The sequence below is a fragment of the Acinetobacter sp. YH12128 genome (genome assembly GCF_013418655.1).
Classification (GTDB): Bacteria; Pseudomonadota; Gammaproteobacteria; order Pseudomonadales; family Moraxellaceae; genus Acinetobacter; species Acinetobacter amyesii.
The window spans coordinates 25,680-47,692 of record NZ_VPBO01000019.1; the positions used below are offsets into that span (position 1 = coordinate 25,680).

Consider the following 22,013-nt stretch of genomic DNA (forward strand, 5'->3'; position numbering starts at 1 on the left):
TGTTCAAAAAGCCGCTCTGTCGAGAGGTTTTTTATTGGGAGTGAGCACAGTGAACCATTTACAGCAATGAAGTTTTGTAAAATAAGGGCTTAATAACTTCAGCATCAATATAAAAATGTGTATAAGAACACTGTGAAGAAATAAAACGGGTACTTAAAACTTGAAATCTATAAATTTAAAAGCTTTTGGTGTCGTGATTGCGACCGGATTCATTTCATCAGTGAGTTGGGCTAATCCAACCGTATCAAACACAACGGAACAGACACCAGTCACCGTCACTGCAACTACAGAAAATGTTCCAGTTGTACCGAAGGTTGAGGTGATTAAGCCTTTTACTAAGGCTGAAGTACAACAGGGCATGCTGGAAATGCAGCAAAGACAAAATCAGCGTATTGAGGAATGGGGAAAAACACTAAAAGCCGACGATTTTGAGCGTTCTTGGTATGGTGGTCGCCAATTGAAAAAAGCAAAGCGTCAGGAAGTATGTGGGCTATATCAAGACTTAGTCAATGAAACATACAGCTTGGCTCAAAAAAATAAAGCGCGTCTTAGCCCTGCCGATCAGCAGTTAGTAGCAGATCGAAATCAATTTATTCAAAGTTTAGGTTATGAAAAAAATATAGTAGATACCAAGATGGGTTTTAACTGCCGCTTAAAATAATCGGTGTGTATTATTGCTTTGATCCATTTCAATAATTAATGTCCTTGATGTCGAAATAACAAGGACATAGAAAAGCTTAAGTACTTTTAAAAGCTCAAATTACCTCGTGAATTAATCAATTAGATTAAAGTCACTCAGCTCTGTTTGCAGATGTTTTGGATTATTTGCAAACAGCAGTTGACCGCTGGTGTATAACCAACCCAATTGACCTTGCTGCTGAAGACGTTTCAGTAAGACGTCGTTAAATGTCGACGTTGCAAAGACAGTTTCGCTAAAGACTTTAAACTCACCGACATTGGTGTTTTCACTGTCTTTCATAAACAGCATACCGTTTTTGGTGGTTGAACTCATATCTAAAGCACGGCTGACTAAGCGGTAACCGTCTTTAGCTTGCTCATCGATCATCTCCTGTAATTTTATGCTGCGTTCTACACTATTGCTGCCGGTTGGGTAAGTTTTATAGCGATAGCTGTAAGTGCCATGGTGTGCGCTGCTATTTATACAGGTTGCAACTTTAGGACTATTTTGTTTGCCGTTCAGAACTTCAGGTCGTAAACCTGTGAAATAGTTTTTGAACTGAATAATACGGCAGCCTTGGGCACCCAGTGTATTAAGTATGGTTTCCAGTTGCACTGGGTCGACGAGTGGGGAAACATAGCTGCTGTCATAGGTGTATGTTGCGGTATCATTTTCCTTCTTAATAAAATAATCTTTGAAATTCAGGGCATTGGTTGGTCTGACGCTATGCAGGTATTGATAGCCTGATTTGCCTTTTTCGTTTAACTGATTACGCCATGTAAAATAAATGTCAGCGGTAGAGGGTGCTGTACGATCTGCAACAATATGATTGAAACGCGTATTTTCATTGGCAAGTTTCATGTAGTTATTAACATTACCATTGTCCAGGGTTTTAGTATCATAGCCAATTAACTTATAACCGCTTTGTCCCATTGTATTGAGCTGAGCCAAGAAGTTTACTGTGTCGGTGGTATTAATAAAATTCTCAGACTTAAAATCTGCAGTTGTGATTTTGGTTTTCGGTTTTAAATTGGTGAAGAATTCATTGGAATTTTTTGTATAGCAGCGGCTGTCCTTGAGTGGGTCGGTAATTAGACCTCGTTGCATGATGATATAGCTTGGATTTGAAATCGTCGCGTTAATTACACAGAAAGAATTATTATTTAAAAAAGTTAAGACACGGTTGCTCGTCGCGCCACCTCTGACTGGTTGAAACTTAATGGCATGATATTCAAAGTTATTTAGAGTTGCAGCAGGCTGTATTTCACTCATGACCATGTCATGAAGTAATTGATAGCGTTTGGAAATAAATTCACCGCTGCAAGTTTTACTTGAACTATTGTGTACCGCATATTTTAGTTCTTCGTTCAGTGCACTGACTGAATTTTCACTGGTTTTATGAATTGAAATTTGTGGTAAATCGCAATTACTGTTACCGAGGGCAGAATTCCCTTGAATCCATTCACCTGTGAATTTATCCGCTACAGTTGTTGGCGTTGGCGTTGGCGTTGGCGTTGGCGTTGGCGTTGGCGTAGGTGTAGGTGTAGGTGTAGGTGTAGGTGTAGGTGTAGGTGTAGGTGTAGGTGTAGGTGTAGGTGTAGGTGTAGGTGTCGCGCCATCATCATTGGAGCTTGATCCACCACAGCCCACCAATGTCGTAAATACAGCAGCGATAATGCTGATTTTGTGATTATTATTCATGACTAGTGCTCAATAGAGTAAAGTTGTTATGTACGGCTGATGCGGTTGTATAAACATTTAAAATCAAGATTTATTGAACAAGGTGTGATTCAATCCAGCCATTGCCATGTTCTGTAGTGACTTCTATCAAACCTGTTTTAGTCATGTTTCCCGCAAAAATAATATCTGCATTTTTTGACAGTTTATTAATGACTTGGCTCGATTTATCGGCAGTTTTATAAAGCGGTAGATTATTAATTTTAGGTCTAAGTTGTTGTCCCATACTGAAACCATTTGCAGCATAATTTGAATTAGTCGTGGCCTGACTGCCTGTCCATTCTTTTGCGGTATTCGATACTTCTTTGGATGTTTCATTAAATTGATTCAGTGTATTTCTTAAATCACGCATGGTATCGGCAAAACCTGCATATACTGATATTGAAGCTAAAGACAGACTGCTAACGATGACTAAATGACGAATTTTCATGAACTTTCTCCTTTACTTTGTTATGTCATTCCGCGTGATATCTGACGGATTCATAACATTCGCGGTGTTTAAATAATTATAAAATGCGAAAATTTAGCATTTTTAAAATAGATCATTTATACTTCACTTGTAAAGAGGGTGGAGTGGTGAAAATGAATGTAGAAAGCCAGAGTGAACATCTAAAGCAAAGTAAAAATTGGTATCAATCCTTACCGACGGAATGGCAAAATTGGTTGAATGAAAATATTGAAAATGGTTGCGATGTACAGAAAATAAGTCTAATTTTACAATCACATGGATTAAGCCCAAGGGCGGATCAATACTTATTTTCTGATGCAGACCAACTTTCAGAACAGCTGCAAAATGAACTTTTGGAATACAGTCTTGAGGGCTTAGAAACAGATGAAATTTTAGAAAAAATTAAGCAAAAAAATATTTCAAATCATTTGATCATTCAGTTTCTAAAGCGTGTAAACAATAACGTAATTTTTAAAAAACTGAAGCAAGTACAGCAACAGCAGAATAAACAGCGTTGGCTATTACAGGTGATGGGTCAATTGAATCAATTGAACGACCACATTCCATCCACAATCGATTGCATAGAAACACCTGATTTTGAAACATTTATAGAGCGGTATTATAGCCAGATGCGACCAGTCATTTTAAAAGGTGGGATACAACATTGGCCTGCACTGCATAAATGGAGTCCTGATTATTTTGCACAGCATTTTGAAAATGATTTGGTTGAAGTCCAGATGCATCGTGAGCAGTATCAAGATTTTGAAAAAAAATCGGTACAGCTGAAACGCATTATTTTGATGCAAGATTTTGTCGCACAAATTAAAGCCTCTAAGCGTAGCAATGACATTTATTTAACTGCGAATAACGCCGCTCAAAATAAGCAGTTCATGCAAAAGATAAGTAAAGATCTAGGTGACTTCGCCAAAGGTTATTGTCAAAAAGAGATCAAAGATCGACATTTTTTATGGTTTGGCCCTGCAGGCACATTTACGCCGCTGCATTATGACTTAACCAATAACATGTTGGCACAAATCTATGGACGCAAGAAAGTGACTTTGATTCCTGCATGGCAAATGCCGTATATGTATAACGATCATTGGGTATTCAGTCAGGTTTTAGACGTTGCAAAGGCTGATCTAGCAGACTATCCACTGTTAGAAAATGTGACACCGTTCGAGTGCATTTTGCAACCAGGGGAAACCTTATTTATCCCAATTGGTTGGTGGCATAGTGTTGAAAGTTTAGATATCTCGATCAGTGTTTCTTTTACGCATTTTAATGTAAATAATCATTTTTTTACTGAATATCCTCAAGATCTCATCAGATAAAAATTGTGAAGTAGATTAAACAATGCGAAAATTTCACTTATGCAGTCTAATTTTCATGGCAATTCAATGAGCAAACTTCTCACTAATGAGGCAGATCAAAATTTACAGCAAGTATTGGTGCTGATGAATGAGCTGAGCCAATGGCTGATTCGCTCAGGTGTGGGATATACCGAGTTTACTGCTGCATTGAAACCGGTTTTTTTCCAACAAGCTGTACAAGAGTTAGAGCGTATCGATCAAAAACCGACGATTTCCGCGATCAGTTTACTTTCTGGCCTACACCGTAAAGACGTGACTGCTTATAAAGAAGTGATTTCTGAAGGTAAGGATTTGACCGAAGCGACTGTTTCGGAGCCGATTAGTGTGCCATCACGTGTGATGGGTTTGTGGCTTGCAGAAGGTTGGGGGGATTCTTTACCATTTAGCAGTGAGTCAGAAAATAGCTTTGAAATGCTGGTGAAAAGAATTTCAACAGAACGTCATCCGCGTTCAGTACTCAACGAGCTTATAAGGCTTGAAATTGCGACAGAAAAAGATGGGCAGATATATTTACAACAGCGTCGTTTTATTCCTGATCCTTCGCAGTTAGAAGCACGTAAAATTTTAACACGAAATGTTCAAGCGCATTTAGAAGCGGGTTTGCATAATTTATTGAATCCTGATGAAATACCTTACTTAGAACAAGCCATTTGTGCTGACGAATTAACAGAAGAATCGATTAATAAATTACATGAAATGAGCTTAGAGCTTTGGCAGAAATACTCACTACAACTTTTAAAACTTGCCGCGGAGCGTTGCGCAATGGATGACGGGAATCCTGAAGCAAATCGTGCATTTCGCTTTGGAGTTTATCAACATGATGCGAAAATTAAATTTTAAAATACTGACACTTTGCAGCCTGATGTCCATATTGTCAGGCTGTGAAATTGATTTTTTTTCGAGCGGTGGGGTAACGATCGAAGGCACAGGTGATCCAATCATTGATATCGGTCATGCAGGGGATGGCCGCGGAACAATTATCTTGGGGACACGATATTTAGAGTTTTCAGCTTCCGTGCAGGATTCTTGTTATGGCGTGGAACGTAAATTAGCCTTCCTCAATCCATTTGATCGTCAGTCGATTGACACAAAAACGTATGTAGAAATACCTGCTGCCCAAGCGGATCTTAATTCGCAAAATGTTCAATTGATCTTAAAAAATACCAATAGCGTACCAGTCACCATTCATTTGCAATGTGATATGCCATTAACCATGCAATTATTCGAGCAGGTTAGACCATATTTTCCAAAACAAGTATGTGATACACCTATAGATATCAAACTCTATCCACAACAACAGCATATATTTGAAGCAGCTGTAAATTTAGAGACTGTTGAAGATGGTATATGGTCACACGGTGATGGAGCATCGGTTGAATTAAAAGGCAATACACCAGACAAGTGTGAAGAAATTTCAATTCAATTTCAGCAATCTAGAAAATTCATACAACCTTAATTGGTATATTTAAAACAAAAAAGGCGCTTTAAGCGCCTTTTTTGTTTAGAGATAAACTTGATTAGAATTTATCATCAAATTCGTTATGTTGTGGTGCTGGGTGTTTAAAACCTTTAGTTTTATAACCAAGGTATAAAATACCGAACATTGCCCACCATAAACCATATTTCAAAGCAGTTTCTTCAATTTCTAACCACATCGCAAAGATACTGATAAAGCCAAGCATTGGAATAACGACAAAGCTAAAAATATCTTTGGCTGTTTTTGTGCGGCCATCACGAAGTGCATAACGTGAAATCACAGATAAGTTCACGAAAGTAAAGGCTGTCAATGCACCAAAACTAATCATCGAAATGACAATATCAAGATCCATAAAGCCCGCAGTTAATGCAACCGCACCTACAATCATGATGTTGTACGATGGTGTGAAGTTTTTCGGACTAATATGACCAAAGATCTTCTTGTTAATGACGCCATCACGCCCCATTACGTACATCAGACGTGATACACCGGCATGTGCAGAAATACCTGATGCCATTACTGTCACAATCGCAAAAGTTAAAACATAGGATTGGAACAGTGAGCCGCCGACGAGCAAGAGTATCTCTGGCTGTGTTTCAGCAATATTCTTGAAATAGTTACCCGGCTCAGCAGGGAAGAACAGCTGCATGAAGTAGGTACTAATAATGAAGATAATCCCTGCGATTAAAGCAGTTAAGAAAATCGCTTTCGGCAGTGTTTTCTCAGTATCTTTTGTTTCTTCTGCCAATGAACTTAATGAGTCAAAACCAGTGAACGAGAAGCACAGTAATGTTGCACCTGTAATCAGCGCACCCACAGACGTCAGCTCATTCCAGAATGGCTCAAGGCTCCATAATTGGTAGCGTTCTGCCGCAGAAATCGGGCCATCAGCATTGAAGCCCATTTGAAGCTTGCTGTAGACCATCCACGTGAAAATACCAATTACTAATAACTGCACAAGTACAATCAGGCTGTTAAAGTTAGCAACAAAACGCGCGCCGCGTAAGTTAATTCCAGTCATGAATGCCGTTAGCACAATGACCCATACCCAGTGGTTTACTGTTGGAAATAGTGCTTCAAGGTAAATCACTGCAAGAATAATATTCACCATTGGAGACAGCAGGTAATCTAGCCATGATGACCAGCCCACCATGAAACCAACGTTCGGGTGAATGGATTTTTGAGCATAGGTATACGCCGAACCCGATGATGGATAGCGACGGATCATATGTCCATAACTGATAGAGGTAAACAAAATTGCAATCAGGGCAATAATGTAAGATGTCGGCACGTGTCGATGACTTTCTTCAGAAACTAGACCGAAGGTATCGAACAAGGTCATCGGCTGAATATAAGCCAAACCAATAATAATAATGTGCCAGAGTCCAAGCGTTTTTTGCAGTTTAGCTGCCGATTGAGTCCCAGAGATATTTGTCAACGGCGTTATCCTCTTATCGTTGATCAAGGATCAGTCATATTCTAAGGATCGTTTGAGACGAACGATCCCCCCTACGTTTTAAAACAAAAGTGCGCCAATCTACTCCAAATTGGTACATTTTGTCAGTAACTTTGAAATTATTTTTAGCAGAAATTATGCCAGTTTGATTAAAAAATAACTGATATTGTGTTCTGCAAGTGAAAAGCCCGATGTTTAAAAAAACATCAGGCTTAATTTTTCGCTATATTCGCTTATTTTTCAGCAATTACCAAGCTTTTTTTAGAATAGTTTTGAGGTCTTCTAAGCTGGCTTCTTTAGGATTATAAATAATCGATCCATCATTCAGTGCTTTCTCTGCCACTTCATCTAATTGAGCTTCTGTCACCTTGCCAGTTTCACTCAAAGTACGAGGTAATTTGGTCAAACTAAACAAGCGGTCACGCATGGCTAAAAGTGTTGAAATGGCTTTTTCAGCGCGGAGGTTGGCCGGCGTTTGTGCATAAATATCAGGGCCAGCCAGTGGTAATAGCAATTCAGCAATCTTATCGCCATTTACTTCTTTGTTGTATTCCAACACATACGGCAGGAATAAGTTCATGCATAAGCCGTGGGGCAGGTGAGCGACTGCACCCAGTGCATGACCTAATGAATGCACTAATCCAACCATCGAATTCGAAAATGCAATTCCTGCCATCGTAGAAGCTTGTGCAAGTTCTAAGCGACCATGTGCATCGCTGGTATTATCTAATACACCAAATAAGCTATTGCTAATTTTCTTGATTGCGGCAGTTGCATAGGCATCTGAAATCGGGTTCGCCGCCATGCACGTATAGGCTTCAATGGCATGCGTCATCGCATCCATCGCTGTCATCGCCGTAAGATGAGGTGGCAAAGTTTGCGTCATACGTGGGTCAAGAATTGCCGCATGTGGCATCAAATAATTCGATGCAAAGGCCATTTTTACATTCTTTTCAGGGTCAGAAACCACAGCGACCATAGTCACTTCTGAACCTGTACCCGAGGTTGTTGGAATCACAAAAAATGGTTTTAACGGTTTTGGTAAGTTGTGCGCACCTGAGTATTTCAGTAAGTCATCGCCACCTTCAGACACCAAGATATTGGTTGCCTTAGAGGTATCAATGACTGAACCGCCACCGACTGCAATAATGGCATCACATTGGTTGTCGCGGTAAAGTTGAGCCGCTTTACGTACGGTTTCTAAACTTGAGTCTGGCGGAACATCATCAAAAATATATCCAATCACCGTCTCGGTGCTTTCAAATGCCGCTTCAATCGGTGCAAGTAATTGATTACTGCGAACGCCTTTGTCGGTAATGATCATGGGACGTTTAGCACCCAAAGTAGACAGTTCGAATGGGATGTGTTCTAAAGCAGCATGGCCAGCAATCACTTTTACAGGACAGAAAAATTCGTAATATGGTTTAGCCATGTGTTATGTGCTCCGTTTTAAATAAGACTGGGCTACTTTTAAATAAATATTTGCAGCACCGCTCAGTTTTTCTTTTAGGCTTAAATGTGTTGGATATTCTTTGACAGCCAATTCAGCCACCAATTTAGGTAAAATTAATGCTTCCATTTTGTTGAGACAACGCACCAGTCGGATCGCATAAGACAAATCACCATCGGCGATCATGCGGTCATTGGCAAAGGCTTGTGCGGTACTTTCTTGAAATGAGAAGACCAAAAAGGCATGACTCAAATGCTTAAACGTAATGGTTAAGTCCGGCTTTTGAGTGCCGGGTGTGAGGAGTTTGAGTTGGTGGTCTTCCGTGACTTGCGCGACAAATGCAGCACCATTAGGAAAAACGTTCATAGATAAAATAAAATTAACTGGAAATTTAGCAACTTCTTGTTTAATTTCTTCATCGACCTGGCTCGCCATGACCAGACCTCTGCCAATCACATCCATCATGAGTTTGACATAGGCCTGCTGGAGCGCGGGTTTAACGGATTTAGTTGCAATCACGTGTACATCCCTTATCTATAATTATTAAATTTAGAGCTTTTACTCTAAATTATTTTATTTGAGAAAGCAAAGTCTTTTATAGTTGTTTGACTGTTACGTCTTTAAAGTAACCACTGTTTTTCAAAGTATCAATGATATCGACGCATAAGTTTTCAAATTTAGGGTAGTCCTGTACTAAATCTTGTATGCGTACCATTTCCAATCCTGCATAGCCACATGGATTGATGGTATGAAAACCAAATAAATCGCAATCAATATTCAGTGCTAAACCATGATATGAACGACCTTTACGAATTTTAAAGCCCAATGAACCAATTTTTCGTTCATTGACATAAACACCCGGCGCATCAGGCTTGGCATAAGCTTGAATACCATATTTGTTCAGCAAATCGATCATGATGGTTTCGGCATACGAGACCAATGTACGAACATTCCAGCCCAAACGGTTTAGGTCAAACATGAAATAAGCCACCAATTGACCCGGCCCATGCCAAGTGACTTGTCCACCGCGGTCTGTTTGTACCACAGGGATGTTACTTTGCACCAAAATATGTTCAGGTTTACCAGCTTGCCCCTGAGTTAATACGTCGGGATGCTGTAATATCCACAGTTCATCAGGCGTGTTTTCATCGCGCTGTTCAGTGAGTGTTTTCATCTCTAAAAAGCGGTCTGCATAAGGGGTCAGGTGGTTATATTGACGAATGATTAATTCGGGTTTTTGAACAGTTTCAGTCACGTATTTCGTGTCCTTTTCTATCAAAGTCATGTATGGATTATAATGAATTAGACGTACAAAAGGGGGGTTAAATACTGAATTACTTGAGGGTATTACTATTATACTTAGACATAAAAAACACGCTCGAAAGCGTGCTTTTTTATTTAAATCAACAGAATTACAGCGCGGTACGAATGTGTTTACAAGCTGCTAAATCCGCATAGACCGCATGTACTTGTTCTAACTCTTCGAAACGTAATTGAGCAGTAATTGAATGATATTTACCTGTACGAGATGGAGTCACAGTCATTTTACTGCCATCAAAATCAGGAAAATGTTTAACAAAAATTTCATTCACTGCAAGGCGAAGTTCTTCACCTGCATTACCAATCAATTTAATAGGGTAGTCCATAGGGAAGACCCAAAGATGCTCTTGCAATTCACGTGAAGGAGCGCGATTAGTCATATCAGTCATGGGACACCTCATTATTTAAAAATACCTGCAATGAGCAGGTATTTGGAATTATTTGCTACATGCTCATAATATGGGGCGGAAAACCCCATATTCAAGCCTGCATTGTCCTAGTTATAGGTTAATCATTCTCAAGGAATGAACGCAGATGTTCTGAGCGTGAAGGATGACGTAATTTACGCAATGCTTTCGCTTCAATCTGACGAATACGTTCACGTGTTACGTCAAACTGTTTACCCACTTCTTCCAAGGTATGGTCGGTTGGCATATCGATACCGAAACGCATTTTCAAGACTTTCGCTTCACGTTCAGTCAAGTTTTCAAGAACTTCACGTGTTGCTTCTTTTAAGCCTTCTGACGTTGCAGCGTCAATAGGAGAGGTGATATTACCGTCTTCAATGAAGTCACCAAGATGCGAATCTTCATCATCACCAATTGGTGTTTCCATTGAAATTGGTTCTTTCGCGATTTTAAGCACTTTACGAACTTTCACTTCGTCCATTTCTAGACGTTCACCTAATTCTTCTGGTGTAGGTTCACGACCCATTTCTTGAAGAAGTTGGCGAGATACACGGTTGATCTTGTTAATGGTTTCGATCATGTGTACTGGAATACGAATCGTACGTGCTTGGTCGGCAATCGAACGCGTAATCGCCTGACGAATCCACCAAGTTGCATAAGTAGAGAATTTATAACCACGACGATACTCGAATTTATCCACCGCTTTCATCAAGCCAATGTTACCTTCTTGGATCAAGTCGAGGAATTGCAAACCACGGTTGGTGTATTTTTTCGCAATCGAAATTACCAAACGTAAGTTAGCTTCAACCATTTCCTTTTTCGCACGGCGAGCTTTCGCTTCACCAATCGACATACGTTTAGAAATGTCTTTGATGCCTTTAACATCTAAACCAAGTTCTTTCTCGATGTCAGCGATTTTTTGTTGGAATGCCAGAACGTCAGGGCGGACTTTTTCAAGATAGCCTTTCATTTCTGCAGGTGCTTTAGCAATTTGTTCATCTAACCAAGCAAAGTTAGATTCTTGACCTGGGAAAGACGTACGGAATTGAGTACGGTCCATACGACCACGACGTACTGCATAGCGCATAACTTCACGTTCAGAAGTACGGATTTGGTCATGGGTATTACGAATCAAATCAGAGATGATGTCGAATAAACGTGGCGTGAATTTGAACATCATGAACACAGTTGCAAGTGCTTCAAGTGCAGCAGCAGCTTCTTTACTGTTACGCCCATGTTTTTCAATTGCAGCTTTAGTGACTAACCATGCTTGTTCAAGCTCAGTGAAACGTGCTTTAGCAATTTCAGGATCTGGACCAGATTCGCCTTCAGAATCATCATCACCTTCAGACTCTTCTTCTTCATCGTCATCATCAAGTTTGACATCTTTAGTTGGCTTGTTGGTTGACGCTTCATCTTCATCGATCTCAGAATCATCTTCATCGATCACTTCTGGGATGGCTTCGTCAGATTCTGGATCTAAATAACCAGAAAGAATATCCGCTAAACGGCGTTCACCCGCTTCATAATCTTTATATTCTTGCAGTACCACTTCGACTGCATTTGGCCAATAAGCAATAGAATGTAAAACGTCACGAATACCTTCTTCGATGCGTTTTGCAATGCTAATTTCGCCTTCACGTGTCAAAAGCTCAACTGTACCCATTTCGCGCATATACATACGCACAGGGTCAGTGGTACGACCGGGTTCATTTTCAACAGATGCAAGTACAGCAGCGGCTTCTTCTTCAGCAACTTCGTCAGTCGCTTCGCTGCCACCTTCAAACATTGTATCGTCAGTTTCTGGTGCACGATCATGTACCGGAATACCCACGTCATTCAACATCTGAATGATGTCTTCAATCTGTTCACTTTCAGTGATTGAGTCCGGGAGATGATCGTTAACCTCGGCGAAAGTTAGGTAACCTTGCTCTTTGCCTCGGCTAATCAGAGCCGCTACTTGAGAAGTAGGGGAAGTCATATCGCTCATCTTTGCTTACTCTTCGTTGAATCTGTGGCAGTAAAAAACCGTGCATTTTAGCACGATCGTCTCATTAAATCTTGTGAATAGCTGGCTTATCCCATTAGGACGTTACAGCATCAAGCTGTCCAATGAGATATTAAAAATTTAAATTCAGTAATTTAGGTGGGGCTGAAATTGTTGTTTTCAAGTTCATCCCATGCATCGATTATTTTACGAGTCATCTTTGACTGTCATAAAAATGAAGGACGCAGGGTGGATTATATCATGCCACAGGTTTTGGTAAGAAAAAAAGCCCTATTTTTAAAGTTTAGTTGTTAAAAAAACAAATAAAACTTGACAATATTTTATATCCCATATAAATAGCGGCTAGACCCCTTCAATTTTTTTCATTATGAGGTAGTTTTGGTGTCTTCTACAGATTTTGAACTAGATGATAACTACGGTGATGATGATGTGAATTTCGATGAGGCCAGTGCAAAAACTAGCGCGAAAGAATCGTTAGAAAAGCGCCGACTTATTGATGACCTTCTGGCTCAGCGCCGTCTTGAACGTGAGCTTAAAGATTTTGATTACGACATCGACGATGACGATGATTTTGATGACGAAGAAGACTAAATAGCGATTTAGCATAGCGCTTGAAAATGCTATGCTTACGCATTAAGTTTCTAACTCTGGATTTGAAATGAGTGCTTTAGATTTAGACCTTTTGAGTGACTATCTAGACGGCGATGACAACGAGCATGGTCTAGATTTTGCAGCGACTCATGGTTTTTTGTGTGCAATTGCAGTAGGCCCAGCTTTTGATAAATGGCTAGACGAACTTTTTGATAACAATCAGAAAAAAGTACCTGCTGAAATTATTGCGCAAGTAAAAGCATGGCTCGAATCGATTCGTCAGAATCTTGCCAATGAAGATGGTATTGAATTTCCATTTGAAATTGAAGAAGCCGATGTTGAATCAAGTCTTGGTGACTGGAGTGTTGGCTTCGTTGATGCCATGTTCCTAAACGAAGATGCATGGTTCACCGACGAGTTTGAAGAACAATTGGTTGATTTAACTTTGCCAATCATGGTGTTCAGCGGCATTGATGAAGAAGATCCACAAATGGAATCTTTCCGTCGCAATGGTCAGTTGATGGATGAACTTGCAGAAGAAATCCCAACCAATTTGAACGAATTATATTTGATGTATCACACACCAAATTAATTTCGACGAAATTTAAAAAAAGCACCTTGGGGTGCTTTTTTTAGCGCTGTACTTTTTTAATTCAAAATCAATCTTAATGCTTAACTGCGTTGGGCTTTTAAGAAGCTTTTCGCCATCCATCCAAAAGATAAAGCCAACACGAGATAATGGATAAGTAGCGTAAAGCTGATAGCAAGCAGCCAGACCCAAGCGGGTAATTGCGTTAGCACCATTTGAATAAAGGCTTGGGTTTCTGGGAAGATTAAGAGACAAATGACGGTCGCGACGACACTAATCAGTACCGAAGCTAAAATACAGCTCCAAATCAAAGTTCGCTTTTCTAACTTATTTGGCACTCGCTGATGGTCTTTAACAAAGCTAGATGCTGCAGCAAGACCGCCCACGATGAGACAGGTAATAGATGAACCACCGGGTAAATCAAAGAAAGATTCGATGGCTGCGACAGCAACCATGGCGAGGGCATAAGCAATGCTAAATGTGATGATGTATTTTTTCATTATTTAATGTTCATGTTTTCGTTTTATAAAGAGCGAGTATAGCTTGCCCGAAGTTTCTTCACTGAATTTTAAGTTTCAGTGAAGGGTATTGATTCAAATTCTAACGGAATAAGTTAAAAAAATTTATAATTTTTTAGCGCAGTAGTCTGCATACCAACCGTAGGCAATATGAAATATCGTGCCATGAATGGCGACCATGCAGAGCATAACTACAGCAGTTAGCCCAATGCCTGCATTATCCACAGACTTCATAATGCTTTCGGCATTGGGATTCATCAGCACCAAGAACAGCACAAAAAAGCTACCAATGATGATTGCAACGGCACTGGAGCCCCAAACCAGTTGGATCTTTTCATGGTTGCTAGGCACACGTTGTTCTTTCTTTACAAAATGCCCAACGCTGATTAATGCACATGCCACCAATGTAGGAATTAATGTAATACCACCAAGATTTAATCCAAAAATTAATACGGTAATCAAAAGCACCAAGGCGATGCTATAAACAGCAGCAAAGTGTAGGAGATAGTGTTTCATTTAAGCCCCAAAACAAAAAATTAACGAGGTCGACGTTTATGTCGACGGTACAAAATCCAACTAATAATGATGACTGTGATCAGAATAATCACATGGCCAACTTTACTAAATATTTGCTGCATTAACTGCTGATTTTCACCTAAATAAAAACCCATACAAGCTAAAAAAGTGGTCCAAATAATCGTGCCTAAACCACTATAAAACATGAACTTCCAAAATGGCATGCGGCTCATTCCCGCAGGAATACTAATGAGAGAACGCACAGCTGGAATCATCCGGCCAAAAAATACAATGCGGTGACCGTATTGCTCAAACCATGCTAGAGATTTTTTTACATCTGCCGATTTGATAAATAAATACTTTCCATAGCGATCGACGAAGTGAAAGATGGATTCATGCTTAAATTTATAACCAATCCAATATAGCAATGCAGCCGCCAGTAAAGAGCCGACACAACCTGAAATAATGACACCAATGAGCAGTAGTTGACCTTGGGAGGCAGAATAGCCAGCCGAGGGCATAATGATTTCTGAGGGGATTGGGGGGAAGACATTGTCAAGGAACATGAGTAGGGCAATACCGAGATAACCCAATTGTTCCATGATTGAAATGATCCATTCAGTTAAAGTCATGGTAGCCAAGGCAGAGAAAAGGTGTATTTATCCTATGTTGAAAAGCGCAGTGGGTAAAGTTCAGTTTTAGATATTCCTGAAATCACCTAAGCAAAAACAATAAATATTGAGTTCATCTTGTATTAAGTAGCATGTAGGCTTAATTAGAAGGAACATGTAGGCTTAATTAGAAGGAAAATGTATTAATGCGTGATGGCATTAAGCAATGCTGAATGATATAAGATTGAAGAATTGAAAGGCTTGGATCATAGTTTTTATAGTATTGAGTGTACGCTGTTCAGTTTGGATTTTATTTTTGATTTTTGGCGCTTTAGCAGCCTTAAAAATCGTTTTATGTACTGAACAGCGTAGGACAAAGTTGCAATAAGTAGCGTTGCAAGGTGCATAAATTAATCATCATGTTCCATATTTAACAGTGTGTGAATATAGACTTGGCGTAAGCTCAGAGATAAAGCAAATGGAATCACACAAAGTCCAAGAATGTTGAGCATAGTGGGTTGTAAGTGCAATGTATAAGCAATAAATAAGGCAAAAATTGCACCAATGCATGTAGCAATACTGACTATCAAAATATGCGACTGTTGGTTAAGGAGGTGTTTTAATTCTCCTACACTTTCTTTTACACGGGGAGCGGGTAAAGCAAGGCGCCTTGAGGTTGCAATTGGAGAGTTGATTAATTTTGGCATAATGCTTTCCTTTTCAATTATCTATAATGATTTTCTCGGATCAATTGATCAGAATAAGCATAAATGCGCGAACTGATTCTCGTAAATAACCAGATATAGTTATTTTGTCAAAAAAATTAAGTCACTGTTGAGAATGCGTAAAAAAAGCCCTAAAAATAGGGCTTTTATTTATATATCGTTACAACAAATTTTCCTTAGAGACGCTTACGTTTTGCTGCCACAATTTGTGATTGACGCATACGGAAGCCAGCTTTTTGTTGTTCCGTGGTTTTGTCGATACAGTATTTGCATGATACGCCATGTTCGTAGCTCGGAAGTTCAACTTCAGCAGGAGCCAGTGGCCAACCGCATGCGTGACATTTGATATTTTCGCCTTCTTCCATACCGTGAGTGACAGCAGTACGACCGTCAAATACGAAACATTCACCTTCCCACATGCTTTCTTCAACAGGGGTTTCTTCTAAATATTTTAAGATACCGCCTTTAAGGTGATAAACCTCATTAAAGCCTTCTTGAAGTAAAAGTGAGGTTGATTTTTCACAGCGAATACCGCCTGTACAGAACATGGCAATTTTCTTATCTTTATGCTGCTCAAGCTCTTTTTTCACGTATTCAGGGAATTCACGGAAAGTCTCAGTTTTCGGGTCAATCGCACCCTTAAATGTACCTGCTTTGTACTCATAGTCGTTACGTGTATCAATTAGGATTACGTCATCACGTGTAATTAGTTCATTCCATTCTTTAGGATCAAGATAGTGACCGACTAAATCACGTGGTTTCACTTCCACACCTAAAGTCACGATTTCTTTTTTCAGTTTGATCTTCATTTTACGGAATGGTTTATCCGTACTATGTGATTCTTTGTATTCCATCGCATTAAAGCCTTCATTGAGAAGGAATTGATGGATGATATCTACAGATTTACGGTCACCGGCAACAGTACCGTTAATACCTTCACCTGCCACAATTAGAGTACCGCAAAGGTTGATGGTTTTTACCAAGTCTAAAAGACGTTGTTGAAGATCGGCAGGATCTTGAACTTCTTTGAATTGATAAAGTGCGGCAACAACCCAACCAGAGGTCGCTTGCTGTTCTACAGGTGCAAGCTGTTCTACAGTAGCGTTCATGGAGTACTCCAAATGAATAAACAGGATAAAAATTAAGGCGCACATTCTACCGTGATTTGGATGAATAAGCGAGTAAAGCGATGGCTTTTAACCACACATTTGATCATAGCTTCATTTCAGTAGTTTTAGCGTGTATAGTCATGCCGAGTTGTTTTTATCCCATAAATATTGCTTGAATGGAGCCGGTTTTGAGTACTGATCGTCGAATTGCCTCGTTAACCCCATGTGCAGGGCGTTGTTCTACGGTATTTGGTGATTCAGTCTGTCGTGGTTGCCGCCGCTTTAACCATGAAGTCATAAAATGGAATACCTATACAGCAGAGCAACACACGGCCATTTGGTGTCGTTTAGATGCACAATTAGATCAAATTTTAATACCGATGTTGCCGCAAGCAGATATCATCCATGTCGAAGGCTTTGTCTTGTCTAAGCGAGTTCGCTTACGTCCAGATGCAAGCAAAGGCCGTAAACTGTATCACGCACTCAAGCTCTGCGAAAAAAACCGTCATTTCACAGATGAAAGTGGACTCGGGATACATTACAAACAGGTGCGACCGTTGTGGGATGAATTTGAGCGTCGTGTTTTAGCACTCGCCACAGCCAGCTATGATTTGGCATTTTTAAGAGCAGATGCCATTCGCTTGCATTTATTGCAAAACATGGATGAAGAGGACTAAGTCCTCTTTTTTTATTTATGAAATTTATCGTGATGTAAAAAAAATAAGTGAAGGAATCTCAGCGTGAATTATTCGGAGTACTTTTTATATTGTGTGGCCGTCATCGTAATGATTGCAACACCTGGACCTGTCATGCTGTTGGTCGCAAGTTCAGGTTTACAAGGCGGATATAAAAAGGCATTTCAAACCATTGTCGGGACAAATTTTGCGTCACTGATTTTGATTGTGCTGTCAGTGTGTATTTTAAAAGGCATTTTAAATGTGAATGCTCATTGGCTCGATGGCATCAAAATACTGGGTTGTTTATATATTGCTTATATTGGATTTGATATTTTAAAAGAAGTAGCTATACAGCCCACTGCACAATCTCTGCAGTTAAAAGCAGCACAAGGGGGGGTAAGCAAGGACTAATTGTGGGGATTTCAAATCCTAAGGATATTATTTTCTTCGCGTCATTTTTTCCGCAGTTTGTAGGAATTACTCCTCATCTTAATCTGAGTTTAATTGTGTTGACCCTGAGTTGGATCGTTTTAGATTTCGCGACCTTGTCTTTGGTGTATTTGTCTTTTCATCGCTTGTCGAAATCACGTTGGTATAAAAAATTGTTGGCACTGTGCGGGGTGATTTTAGTGGTGGTTGCCATCTATGGCATCTATAGCACATTCACGGCTTAATTCTTAACTTGAAACGTCTAGTAAAAAATAAAAAGGCTGATTCAATCAGCCTTTTTTTATGAACGTGTAGAGCTTTAATTTATTCGCACTAGAGATTGTGCTGTAAGCGATATTGCACAATTTCTTCAATGGTGAGTACAGTCAAATGATGCGTTTGTGCATACGCTAAAACTTGTACGCCATTCGCCATCGTACCGTCTGGGTTGGTTAATTCACACAAAACACCTGCAGGTTTTAAACCGGCTAGACGGGCCAAATCAATGGTGCCTTCAGTATGTCCACGACGGGTCAATACGCCGCCTTCACGCGCCCGTAAAGGAAAAACATGACCCGGACGGTTTAAGTCACCCGCAACAGCACCATCTTTAATTGCGGCTTTGACTGTAGTTGTTCGGTCTTTTGCTGAAACTCCAGTAGTAACACCTTCCGCAGCTTCAATGGTTACGGTAAAGGCAGTTTTAAAATGGCTAGAGTTATCAGACACCATGGGTGGAAGTTCTAAATGATTGGCTTGAGCATCGGTTAAACACAGGCAGACAATCCCTGAACCGTCACGAATCATACGTGCCATGGTTTCTACAGTCAGTGTTTCTGCAGCAACAATCAGGTCGGCTTCATTTTCACGGTCAAAATCGTCCATGACTAAAACTGGTTTACCTTGACGAATGTCTTCTAAGGCTTGCAGCATGCGCTGTTCTGCAGGTGGAAGGGCAGAAAAGAAAATTTCGGGTTGAATTAAACTAGACATTGAAACGCTCGCGTAAATTTTAGATACGGTTGAACATTTCAGGACATGTGAAATAGTGGCGTTACGATATATATTGAAAATGATCAATGATATAGAGATGTGACGTCGTCTTCTTTCATCCGGACTATACCGTCGGCTCAGGTATTGCACCTGATCTGCGAATCGCGTTTAAACGATTGGCTCGTGGGCTTTTTTCAGGGCTTTCAACCCAGCAAATTTACCACCGGTGGGGAATTTCACCCCGCCCTGAAGCGATGTGTCTTTAGTATAGACCTGTTTGAGTGATGATGGGGGGATTATTGCTTAGAATCATTTGCAAAATTTTAGATAAGTAAAGTTATAAGATTGGATTTGTAAGCATTTATATAAAGTGTGTCAAAGCATGCTATCGTGCCGATAAATCAACCATGATTGCATAATGATAAAAAATGACCGTTCCTCAGCATTCTCAGCAGCAGAATATAAAGCTGCATCGTTCACAGTTAGATCAAGAGTTTTCAACAGATCTGTTTCAAGATGTACAGGTTATTCGGTATCTGCAAGTGATTGGTGTTGCACTGATAGCTGCCAGTTTCGTGTATTTGATCGCGGCAAACTGGTTGATGTTGCCAAAATTCATTCAATTGGCAATTCCAATGTTGCTGTTGCTACTGAGTGCTGTGACGAGTGTATATTTTGCAAGGCATGCTTGGATTCAGCAAAGTTTAGATGCTTTAAGTGCTTTGTTGCTCGGATTGAGTTTGGCTGTGATTGGACAGGTCTATCAAACAGGTGCAGACAGTTATCTGTTATTTTTAGTCTGGGCTTTGCTGCTTTTACCTTGGTTATATCGACCGAATATCGGAGTCTTTGTGTTACTGTGTTTGATCAGTCAATTGGCATTATTTTTATATTTTAAACAAAGCTATTTAATCGTTGATCATTCTTGGGGGTATTTACTCTGTATGAATGTATTGACGGCAATTTGTGTGACCTATTGTTTGAAATATTATGCTGCACTGCGCTTAGTATTTATTGCATTTATTACACTAATGTCGATGTATTGCATGTTTTTATACTGTGGAAATGGGGCAGAGCAGTATCAATGGCAATATTTAATTTTTGCATTGTTGCTTCCAATTTATCTGATTATCTATTTTTATCGACAACATCGTGCATTAGAAACCAGTTTACAAGCTGCAGGTCTCGCCGCGAGTTTCAGTATTTTGATTTTCCAATGGGCAGAACATATTTTATCTGACTCGAGTGCAGGATTGTTGGTTTTTGCCTTGCTGATATTTGCTTGGTTTGCGGTGATCAGTTGGGCACTGATGAAATTTCTGCCACAGACTAAATTTGCGGTTATTCCTTTAGCGATTGGGGCATGGTTCGCAGGCATTATTTTATCGAGCTTATTGCTGACCTATTGGAAGGCGTTTTCAATCGTCATGGGCTTAGTTTTTGTGGCTGTGGCTTGGTGGTTGATTCGACGAGCTAAAAGTATCTTTAGTCGCCAATTTGCTTACTGCTTATGGGTATGTGGCCAATCTGCGGTCTTCATACATACAGAGAGCTTGACCGATAGCATTGGGTTTATTTTAGTATTACAAATTGGCGTTATCTTGCTCTGTTTGTTTAGTCGAATGCATTGGTTTATTGTTTTTATTCAACTCATTGCAGGATATGGCCTTGCAGTGGCCACACTATTTGATGCCGATCTTTTTATGAGCGATGAACATGTCATCTTAGCTGTGATTGGATTGAATTATATTCTACTGATTTTCTTGCTCGGGAGTGCAACAGCTTGGTTGCACTCGATGTATCGAAAAAGTGTTGTGTTGTGGATGTTATGCATCGTATTGGCGGGTGTGGTGTTGCAGACCTTGTCAAATAACGTTCTACATTTTGAACAGACCCAACATGGTGTTCTTGACCTGTTTATCGTTTATCTACTGCCTGTGGTTTGGCTTGGCCTTTACATCGCAAATCAGCAAAAACAGACGGGGCGCGAAAAATGGCTGTTACTGCTATTGGGCCTTGTGCTGATTGCGATGGGCTATTTTGAAATTTTCTTGTTATTGGTTTTATTGGCATGGGCGCAGGTCTATCAGCAATCTTTGGTTAAAGCCCTTTGCATCGTGTTGATCATTTTTAGCTTATGGATGCTGTATTACAATTTAGGGTTGAGCTTTTTACTGAAAAGTTTAACGATTTTGATCTCTGGTCTTTTGCTGCTTGGCATCACCAAAATGTTAACTGCGATACAGCATAAACAAGGGGAAGGAGCATGATGAACATACTCAATAAAAAAATGCTTCCTATTGGTTTGGCTGTACTCAGTATTCTTTTATTTGTACTGATGATTGCACGGCATGAATGGCATCTGGCAAACAGTCAGAGTATTTATGTAAAGCTGCAACCGGTCGATCCTCGCTCTTTGATTCAAGGAGATTATATGGCCTTGAATTATCAGCTCTATTTTGGTGGTCAGCCTTCTGAAGAGCAATCTGCTAATGGGCAGGCTGCCAAAGCGAACAAAGAAGAAAATGTACACCGTGACTATTTTGTAGATCAAAAAAGTATTGTGAGTTATGTGCAGCTTGATGCACAGCGTAGAGTGATTCGAACCAGTTTCAATCCAAAGTTATTAGTGCAGTATCCAAGCTCATCTACAAAACTGGTGCTCAAAAATCCTGACAATAGATTTGAGGGTTTATATCCCGCTGCAAGCAGCTTTTTGTTTGCCGAAGGCTTGGAACCGTGCTATCGCGATGCGCAATTTGCAGAGCTGAAAGTACAGGAAAATGGTCAGCCCTTATTGGTGGGTCTAGTGGGTGAAAACCTGCAGTCACTTCTGTGTGAGCAGAAGAAAGTTTGGTGGAAGGGGCCACGAAGTGAATAAAAGCGGATTATGTGATTGATCG

23 protein-coding genes, 1 pseudogene and 1 riboswitch are annotated in these 22,013 nt (G+C 40.0%); of the genes and pseudogenes, 10 read left to right on the forward strand and 14 right to left on the reverse strand.

Annotation, left to right across the window (positions count from 1 at the left end; translation table 11 throughout):
• The first annotated feature begins 160 nt into the window (after positions 1 to 160).
• Positions 161 to 661, forward strand: coding sequence for a hypothetical protein (locus FTU64_RS11145; protein ID WP_218947298.1), 501 nt, complete (start codon positions 161 to 163; stop codon positions 659 to 661).
• 111 nt (positions 662 to 772) lie between these two features.
• On the opposite strand, the gene FTU64_RS11150 is transcribed toward FTU64_RS11145, so the two are convergent.
• Together FTU64_RS11150 and FTU64_RS11155 are read right to left on the reverse strand one after the other, a co-directional pair.
• On the reverse strand, positions 773 to 2,380 hold the full coding sequence (locus FTU64_RS11150) for a PT dipeptide repeat lipoprotein (protein ID WP_180055769.1): 1,608 nt from the start codon (positions 2,378 to 2,380) through the stop codon (positions 773 to 775).
• A 70-nt stretch (positions 2,381 to 2,450) separates the two neighbouring features.
• Entirely contained in the window at positions 2,451 to 2,846 is a 396-nt protein-coding gene (locus FTU64_RS11155; RefSeq protein ID WP_180055768.1) for a hypothetical protein, read from the reverse strand.
• 152 nt (positions 2,847 to 2,998) lie between these two features.
• On the opposite strand from FTU64_RS11155, the gene FTU64_RS11160 reads away from it, so the two are divergent.
• The 3 genes from FTU64_RS11160 to FTU64_RS11170 all read left to right on the forward strand — a co-directional run bounded on the left by FTU64_RS11160 (position 2,999) and on the right by FTU64_RS11170 (position 5,690).
• Complete coding sequence (locus FTU64_RS11160; RefSeq protein WP_180055767.1) at positions 2,999 to 4,195, forward strand: cupin-like domain-containing protein; 1,197 nt, start codon at positions 2,999 to 3,001, stop codon at positions 4,193 to 4,195.
• 66 nt (positions 4,196 to 4,261) lie between these two features.
• Positions 4,262 to 5,074, forward strand: coding sequence for a DUF6502 family protein (locus FTU64_RS11165; RefSeq protein ID WP_180005061.1), 813 nt, complete (start codon positions 4,262 to 4,264; stop codon positions 5,072 to 5,074).
• The gene (locus FTU64_RS11170) at positions 5,052 to 5,690 is read left to right on the forward strand and encodes a hypothetical protein (protein WP_180025802.1); all 639 of its coding nucleotides are present in this window, start codon (positions 5,052 to 5,054) and stop codon (positions 5,688 to 5,690) included. The genes FTU64_RS11165 and FTU64_RS11170 overlap by 23 nt, the downstream gene beginning before the upstream one ends.
• Positions 5,691 to 5,751: 61 nt before the next feature.
• On the opposite strand, the gene FTU64_RS11175 is transcribed toward FTU64_RS11170, so the two are convergent.
• The 6 genes from FTU64_RS11175 to rpoD all read right to left on the reverse strand — a co-directional run bounded on the left by FTU64_RS11175 (position 5,752) and on the right by rpoD (position 12,334).
• Entirely contained in the window at positions 5,752 to 7,149 is a 1,398-nt protein-coding gene (locus tag FTU64_RS11175) for an APC family permease (protein ID WP_180007581.1), read from the reverse strand.
• Positions 7,150 to 7,414: 265 nt separating this feature from the next.
• Positions 7,415 to 8,599: an iron-containing alcohol dehydrogenase gene (locus tag FTU64_RS11180; RefSeq protein ID WP_111885299.1), complete on the reverse strand. Its 1,185-nt coding sequence runs from the start codon at positions 8,597 to 8,599 to the stop codon at positions 7,415 to 7,417.
• Between the two features lie 3 nt (positions 8,600 to 8,602).
• Positions 8,603 to 9,136: a hypothetical protein gene (locus FTU64_RS11185; protein WP_180055766.1), complete on the reverse strand. Its 534-nt coding sequence runs from the start codon at positions 9,134 to 9,136 to the stop codon at positions 8,603 to 8,605.
• A 76-nt stretch (positions 9,137 to 9,212) separates the two neighbouring features.
• Positions 9,213 to 9,872, reverse strand: coding sequence for a lipoyl(octanoyl) transferase LipB (gene lipB, locus FTU64_RS11190; protein ID WP_180170291.1), 660 nt, complete (start codon positions 9,870 to 9,872; stop codon positions 9,213 to 9,215).
• 157 nt (positions 9,873 to 10,029) lie between these two features.
• Positions 10,030 to 10,317 carry a YbeD family protein gene (locus FTU64_RS11195; protein ID WP_078191448.1) on the reverse strand — a complete coding sequence of 96 codons (288 nt, stop codon included), beginning with the start codon at positions 10,315 to 10,317 and terminating at the stop codon, positions 10,030 to 10,032.
• A gap of 127 nt (positions 10,318 to 10,444) precedes the next feature.
• Entirely contained in the window at positions 10,445 to 12,334 is a 1,890-nt protein-coding gene (gene rpoD / locus FTU64_RS11200) for an RNA polymerase sigma factor RpoD (protein ID WP_078192191.1), read from the reverse strand.
• Positions 12,335 to 12,733: 399 nt separating this feature from the next.
• Here rpoD and FTU64_RS11205 point away from each other — a divergent pair, with 399 nt between their 5' ends.
• Entirely contained in the window at positions 12,734 to 12,943 is a 210-nt protein-coding gene (locus FTU64_RS11205) for a PA3496 family putative envelope integrity protein (RefSeq protein WP_078191373.1), read from the forward strand.
• A gap of 67 nt (positions 12,944 to 13,010) precedes the next feature.
• On the forward strand, positions 13,011 to 13,535 hold the full coding sequence (locus FTU64_RS11210; protein ID WP_078191372.1) for a YecA family protein: 525 nt from the start codon (positions 13,011 to 13,013) through the stop codon (positions 13,533 to 13,535).
• Between the two features lie 80 nt (positions 13,536 to 13,615).
• Here FTU64_RS11210 and FTU64_RS11215 read toward each other — a convergent pair whose 3' ends face one another.
• From FTU64_RS11215 to FTU64_RS11235, 5 genes are all read right to left on the reverse strand, one after another.
• Positions 13,616 to 14,032: an ABZJ_00895 family protein gene (locus tag FTU64_RS11215; RefSeq protein WP_180055764.1), complete on the reverse strand. Its 417-nt coding sequence runs from the start codon at positions 14,030 to 14,032 to the stop codon at positions 13,616 to 13,618.
• Between the two features lie 123 nt (positions 14,033 to 14,155).
• A complete protein-coding gene (locus FTU64_RS11220; RefSeq protein WP_078192189.1) occupies positions 14,156 to 14,566 on the reverse strand; it encodes an ABZJ_00895 family protein in 411 nt (136 codons plus the stop codon).
• A 20-nt stretch (positions 14,567 to 14,586) separates the two neighbouring features.
• A complete protein-coding gene (locus FTU64_RS11225; protein ID WP_168378111.1) occupies positions 14,587 to 15,198 on the reverse strand; it encodes a DedA family protein in 612 nt (203 codons plus the stop codon).
• A 389-nt stretch (positions 15,199 to 15,587) separates the two neighbouring features.
• Complete coding sequence (locus FTU64_RS11230) at positions 15,588 to 15,884, reverse strand: hypothetical protein (RefSeq protein WP_078192186.1); 297 nt, start codon at positions 15,882 to 15,884, stop codon at positions 15,588 to 15,590.
• A gap of 194 nt (positions 15,885 to 16,078) precedes the next feature.
• A complete protein-coding gene (locus FTU64_RS11235; protein WP_111885306.1) occupies positions 16,079 to 17,011 on the reverse strand; it encodes a rhodanese-related sulfurtransferase in 933 nt (310 codons plus the stop codon).
• 188 nt (positions 17,012 to 17,199) lie between these two features.
• On the opposite strand from FTU64_RS11235, the gene FTU64_RS11240 reads away from it, so the two are divergent.
• Entirely contained in the window at positions 17,200 to 17,688 is a 489-nt protein-coding gene (locus FTU64_RS11240) for a DUF1289 domain-containing protein (RefSeq protein WP_168378110.1), read from the forward strand.
• Between the two features lie 63 nt (positions 17,689 to 17,751).
• A pseudogene (locus FTU64_RS11245) lies at positions 17,752 to 18,362 on the forward strand (LysE family translocator).
• Positions 18,363 to 18,450: 88 nt separating this feature from the next.
• On the opposite strand, the gene ribB reads toward FTU64_RS11245, so the two are convergent.
• Complete coding sequence (ribB, locus tag FTU64_RS11250; RefSeq protein ID WP_168378108.1) at positions 18,451 to 19,110, reverse strand: 3,4-dihydroxy-2-butanone-4-phosphate synthase; 660 nt, start codon at positions 19,108 to 19,110, stop codon at positions 18,451 to 18,453.
• Between the two features lie 103 nt (positions 19,111 to 19,213).
• A riboswitch (FMN riboswitch) is annotated at positions 19,214 to 19,367 on the reverse strand.
• Positions 19,368 to 19,538: 171 nt separating this feature from the next.
• Here ribB and FTU64_RS11255 point away from each other — a divergent pair.
• Both FTU64_RS11255 and FTU64_RS11260 read left to right on the forward strand, forming a co-directional pair.
• The gene (locus FTU64_RS11255; protein WP_180059756.1) at positions 19,539 to 21,380 is read left to right on the forward strand and encodes a DUF2157 domain-containing protein; all 1,842 of its coding nucleotides are present in this window, start codon (positions 19,539 to 19,541) and stop codon (positions 21,378 to 21,380) included.
• The gene (locus FTU64_RS11260; RefSeq protein ID WP_257220650.1) at positions 21,377 to 21,991 is read left to right on the forward strand and encodes a GDYXXLXY domain-containing protein; all 615 of its coding nucleotides are present in this window, start codon (positions 21,377 to 21,379) and stop codon (positions 21,989 to 21,991) included. The genes FTU64_RS11255 and FTU64_RS11260 overlap by 4 nt, the downstream gene beginning before the upstream one ends.
• Positions 21,992 to 22,013 lie beyond the last annotated feature (22 nt).

What these genes read in the sequence shown, in the direction of transcription:
- FTU64_RS11150 (WP_180055769.1), bottom strand. Translation starts at nt 2,380, where the DNA reads ATGAATAATAATCACAAAATCAGCATTATCGCTGCTGTATTTACGACA.
- FTU64_RS11155 (WP_180055768.1), bottom strand. Translation starts at nt 2,846, where the DNA reads ATGAAAATTCGTCATTTAGTCATCGTTAGCAGTCTGTCTTTAGCTTCA.
- FTU64_RS11160 (WP_180055767.1), top strand. Translation starts at nt 2,999, where the DNA reads ATGAATGTAGAAAGCCAGAGTGAACATCTAAAGCAAAGTAAAAATTGG.
- FTU64_RS11165 (WP_180005061.1), top strand. Translation starts at nt 4,262, where the DNA reads ATGAGCAAACTTCTCACTAATGAGGCAGATCAAAATTTACAGCAAGTA.
- FTU64_RS11170 (WP_180025802.1), top strand. Translation starts at nt 5,052, where the DNA reads ATGATGCGAAAATTAAATTTTAAAATACTGACACTTTGCAGCCTGATG.
- FTU64_RS11180 (WP_111885299.1), bottom strand. Translation starts at nt 8,599, where the DNA reads ATGGCTAAACCATATTACGAATTTTTCTGTCCTGTAAAAGTGATTGCT.
- FTU64_RS11195 (WP_078191448.1), bottom strand. Translation starts at nt 10,317, where the DNA reads ATGACTAATCGCGCTCCTTCACGTGAATTGCAAGAGCATCTTTGGGTC.
- rpoD (WP_078192191.1), bottom strand. Translation starts at nt 12,334, where the DNA reads ATGAGCGATATGACTTCCCCTACTTCTCAAGTAGCGGCTCTGATTAGC.
- FTU64_RS11210 (WP_078191372.1), top strand. Translation starts at nt 13,011, where the DNA reads ATGAGTGCTTTAGATTTAGACCTTTTGAGTGACTATCTAGACGGCGAT.
- FTU64_RS11215 (WP_180055764.1), bottom strand. Translation starts at nt 14,032, where the DNA reads ATGAAAAAATACATCATCACATTTAGCATTGCTTATGCCCTCGCCATG.
- FTU64_RS11220 (WP_078192189.1), bottom strand. Translation starts at nt 14,566, where the DNA reads ATGAAACACTATCTCCTACACTTTGCTGCTGTTTATAGCATCGCCTTG.
- FTU64_RS11225 (WP_168378111.1), bottom strand. Translation starts at nt 15,198, where the DNA reads ATGACTTTAACTGAATGGATCATTTCAATCATGGAACAATTGGGTTAT.
- FTU64_RS11230 (WP_078192186.1), bottom strand. Translation starts at nt 15,884, where the DNA reads ATGCCAAAATTAATCAACTCTCCAATTGCAACCTCAAGGCGCCTTGCT.
- FTU64_RS11235 (WP_111885306.1), bottom strand. Translation starts at nt 17,011, where the DNA reads ATGAACGCTACTGTAGAACAGCTTGCACCTGTAGAACAGCAAGCGACC.
- ribB (WP_168378108.1), bottom strand. Translation starts at nt 19,110, where the DNA reads ATGTCTAGTTTAATTCAACCCGAAATTTTCTTTTCTGCCCTTCCACCT.
- FTU64_RS11255 (WP_180059756.1), top strand. Translation starts at nt 19,539, where the DNA reads ATGACCGTTCCTCAGCATTCTCAGCAGCAGAATATAAAGCTGCATCGT.
- FTU64_RS11260 (WP_257220650.1), top strand. Translation starts at nt 21,377, where the DNA reads ATGATGAACATACTCAATAAAAAAATGCTTCCTATTGGTTTGGCTGTA.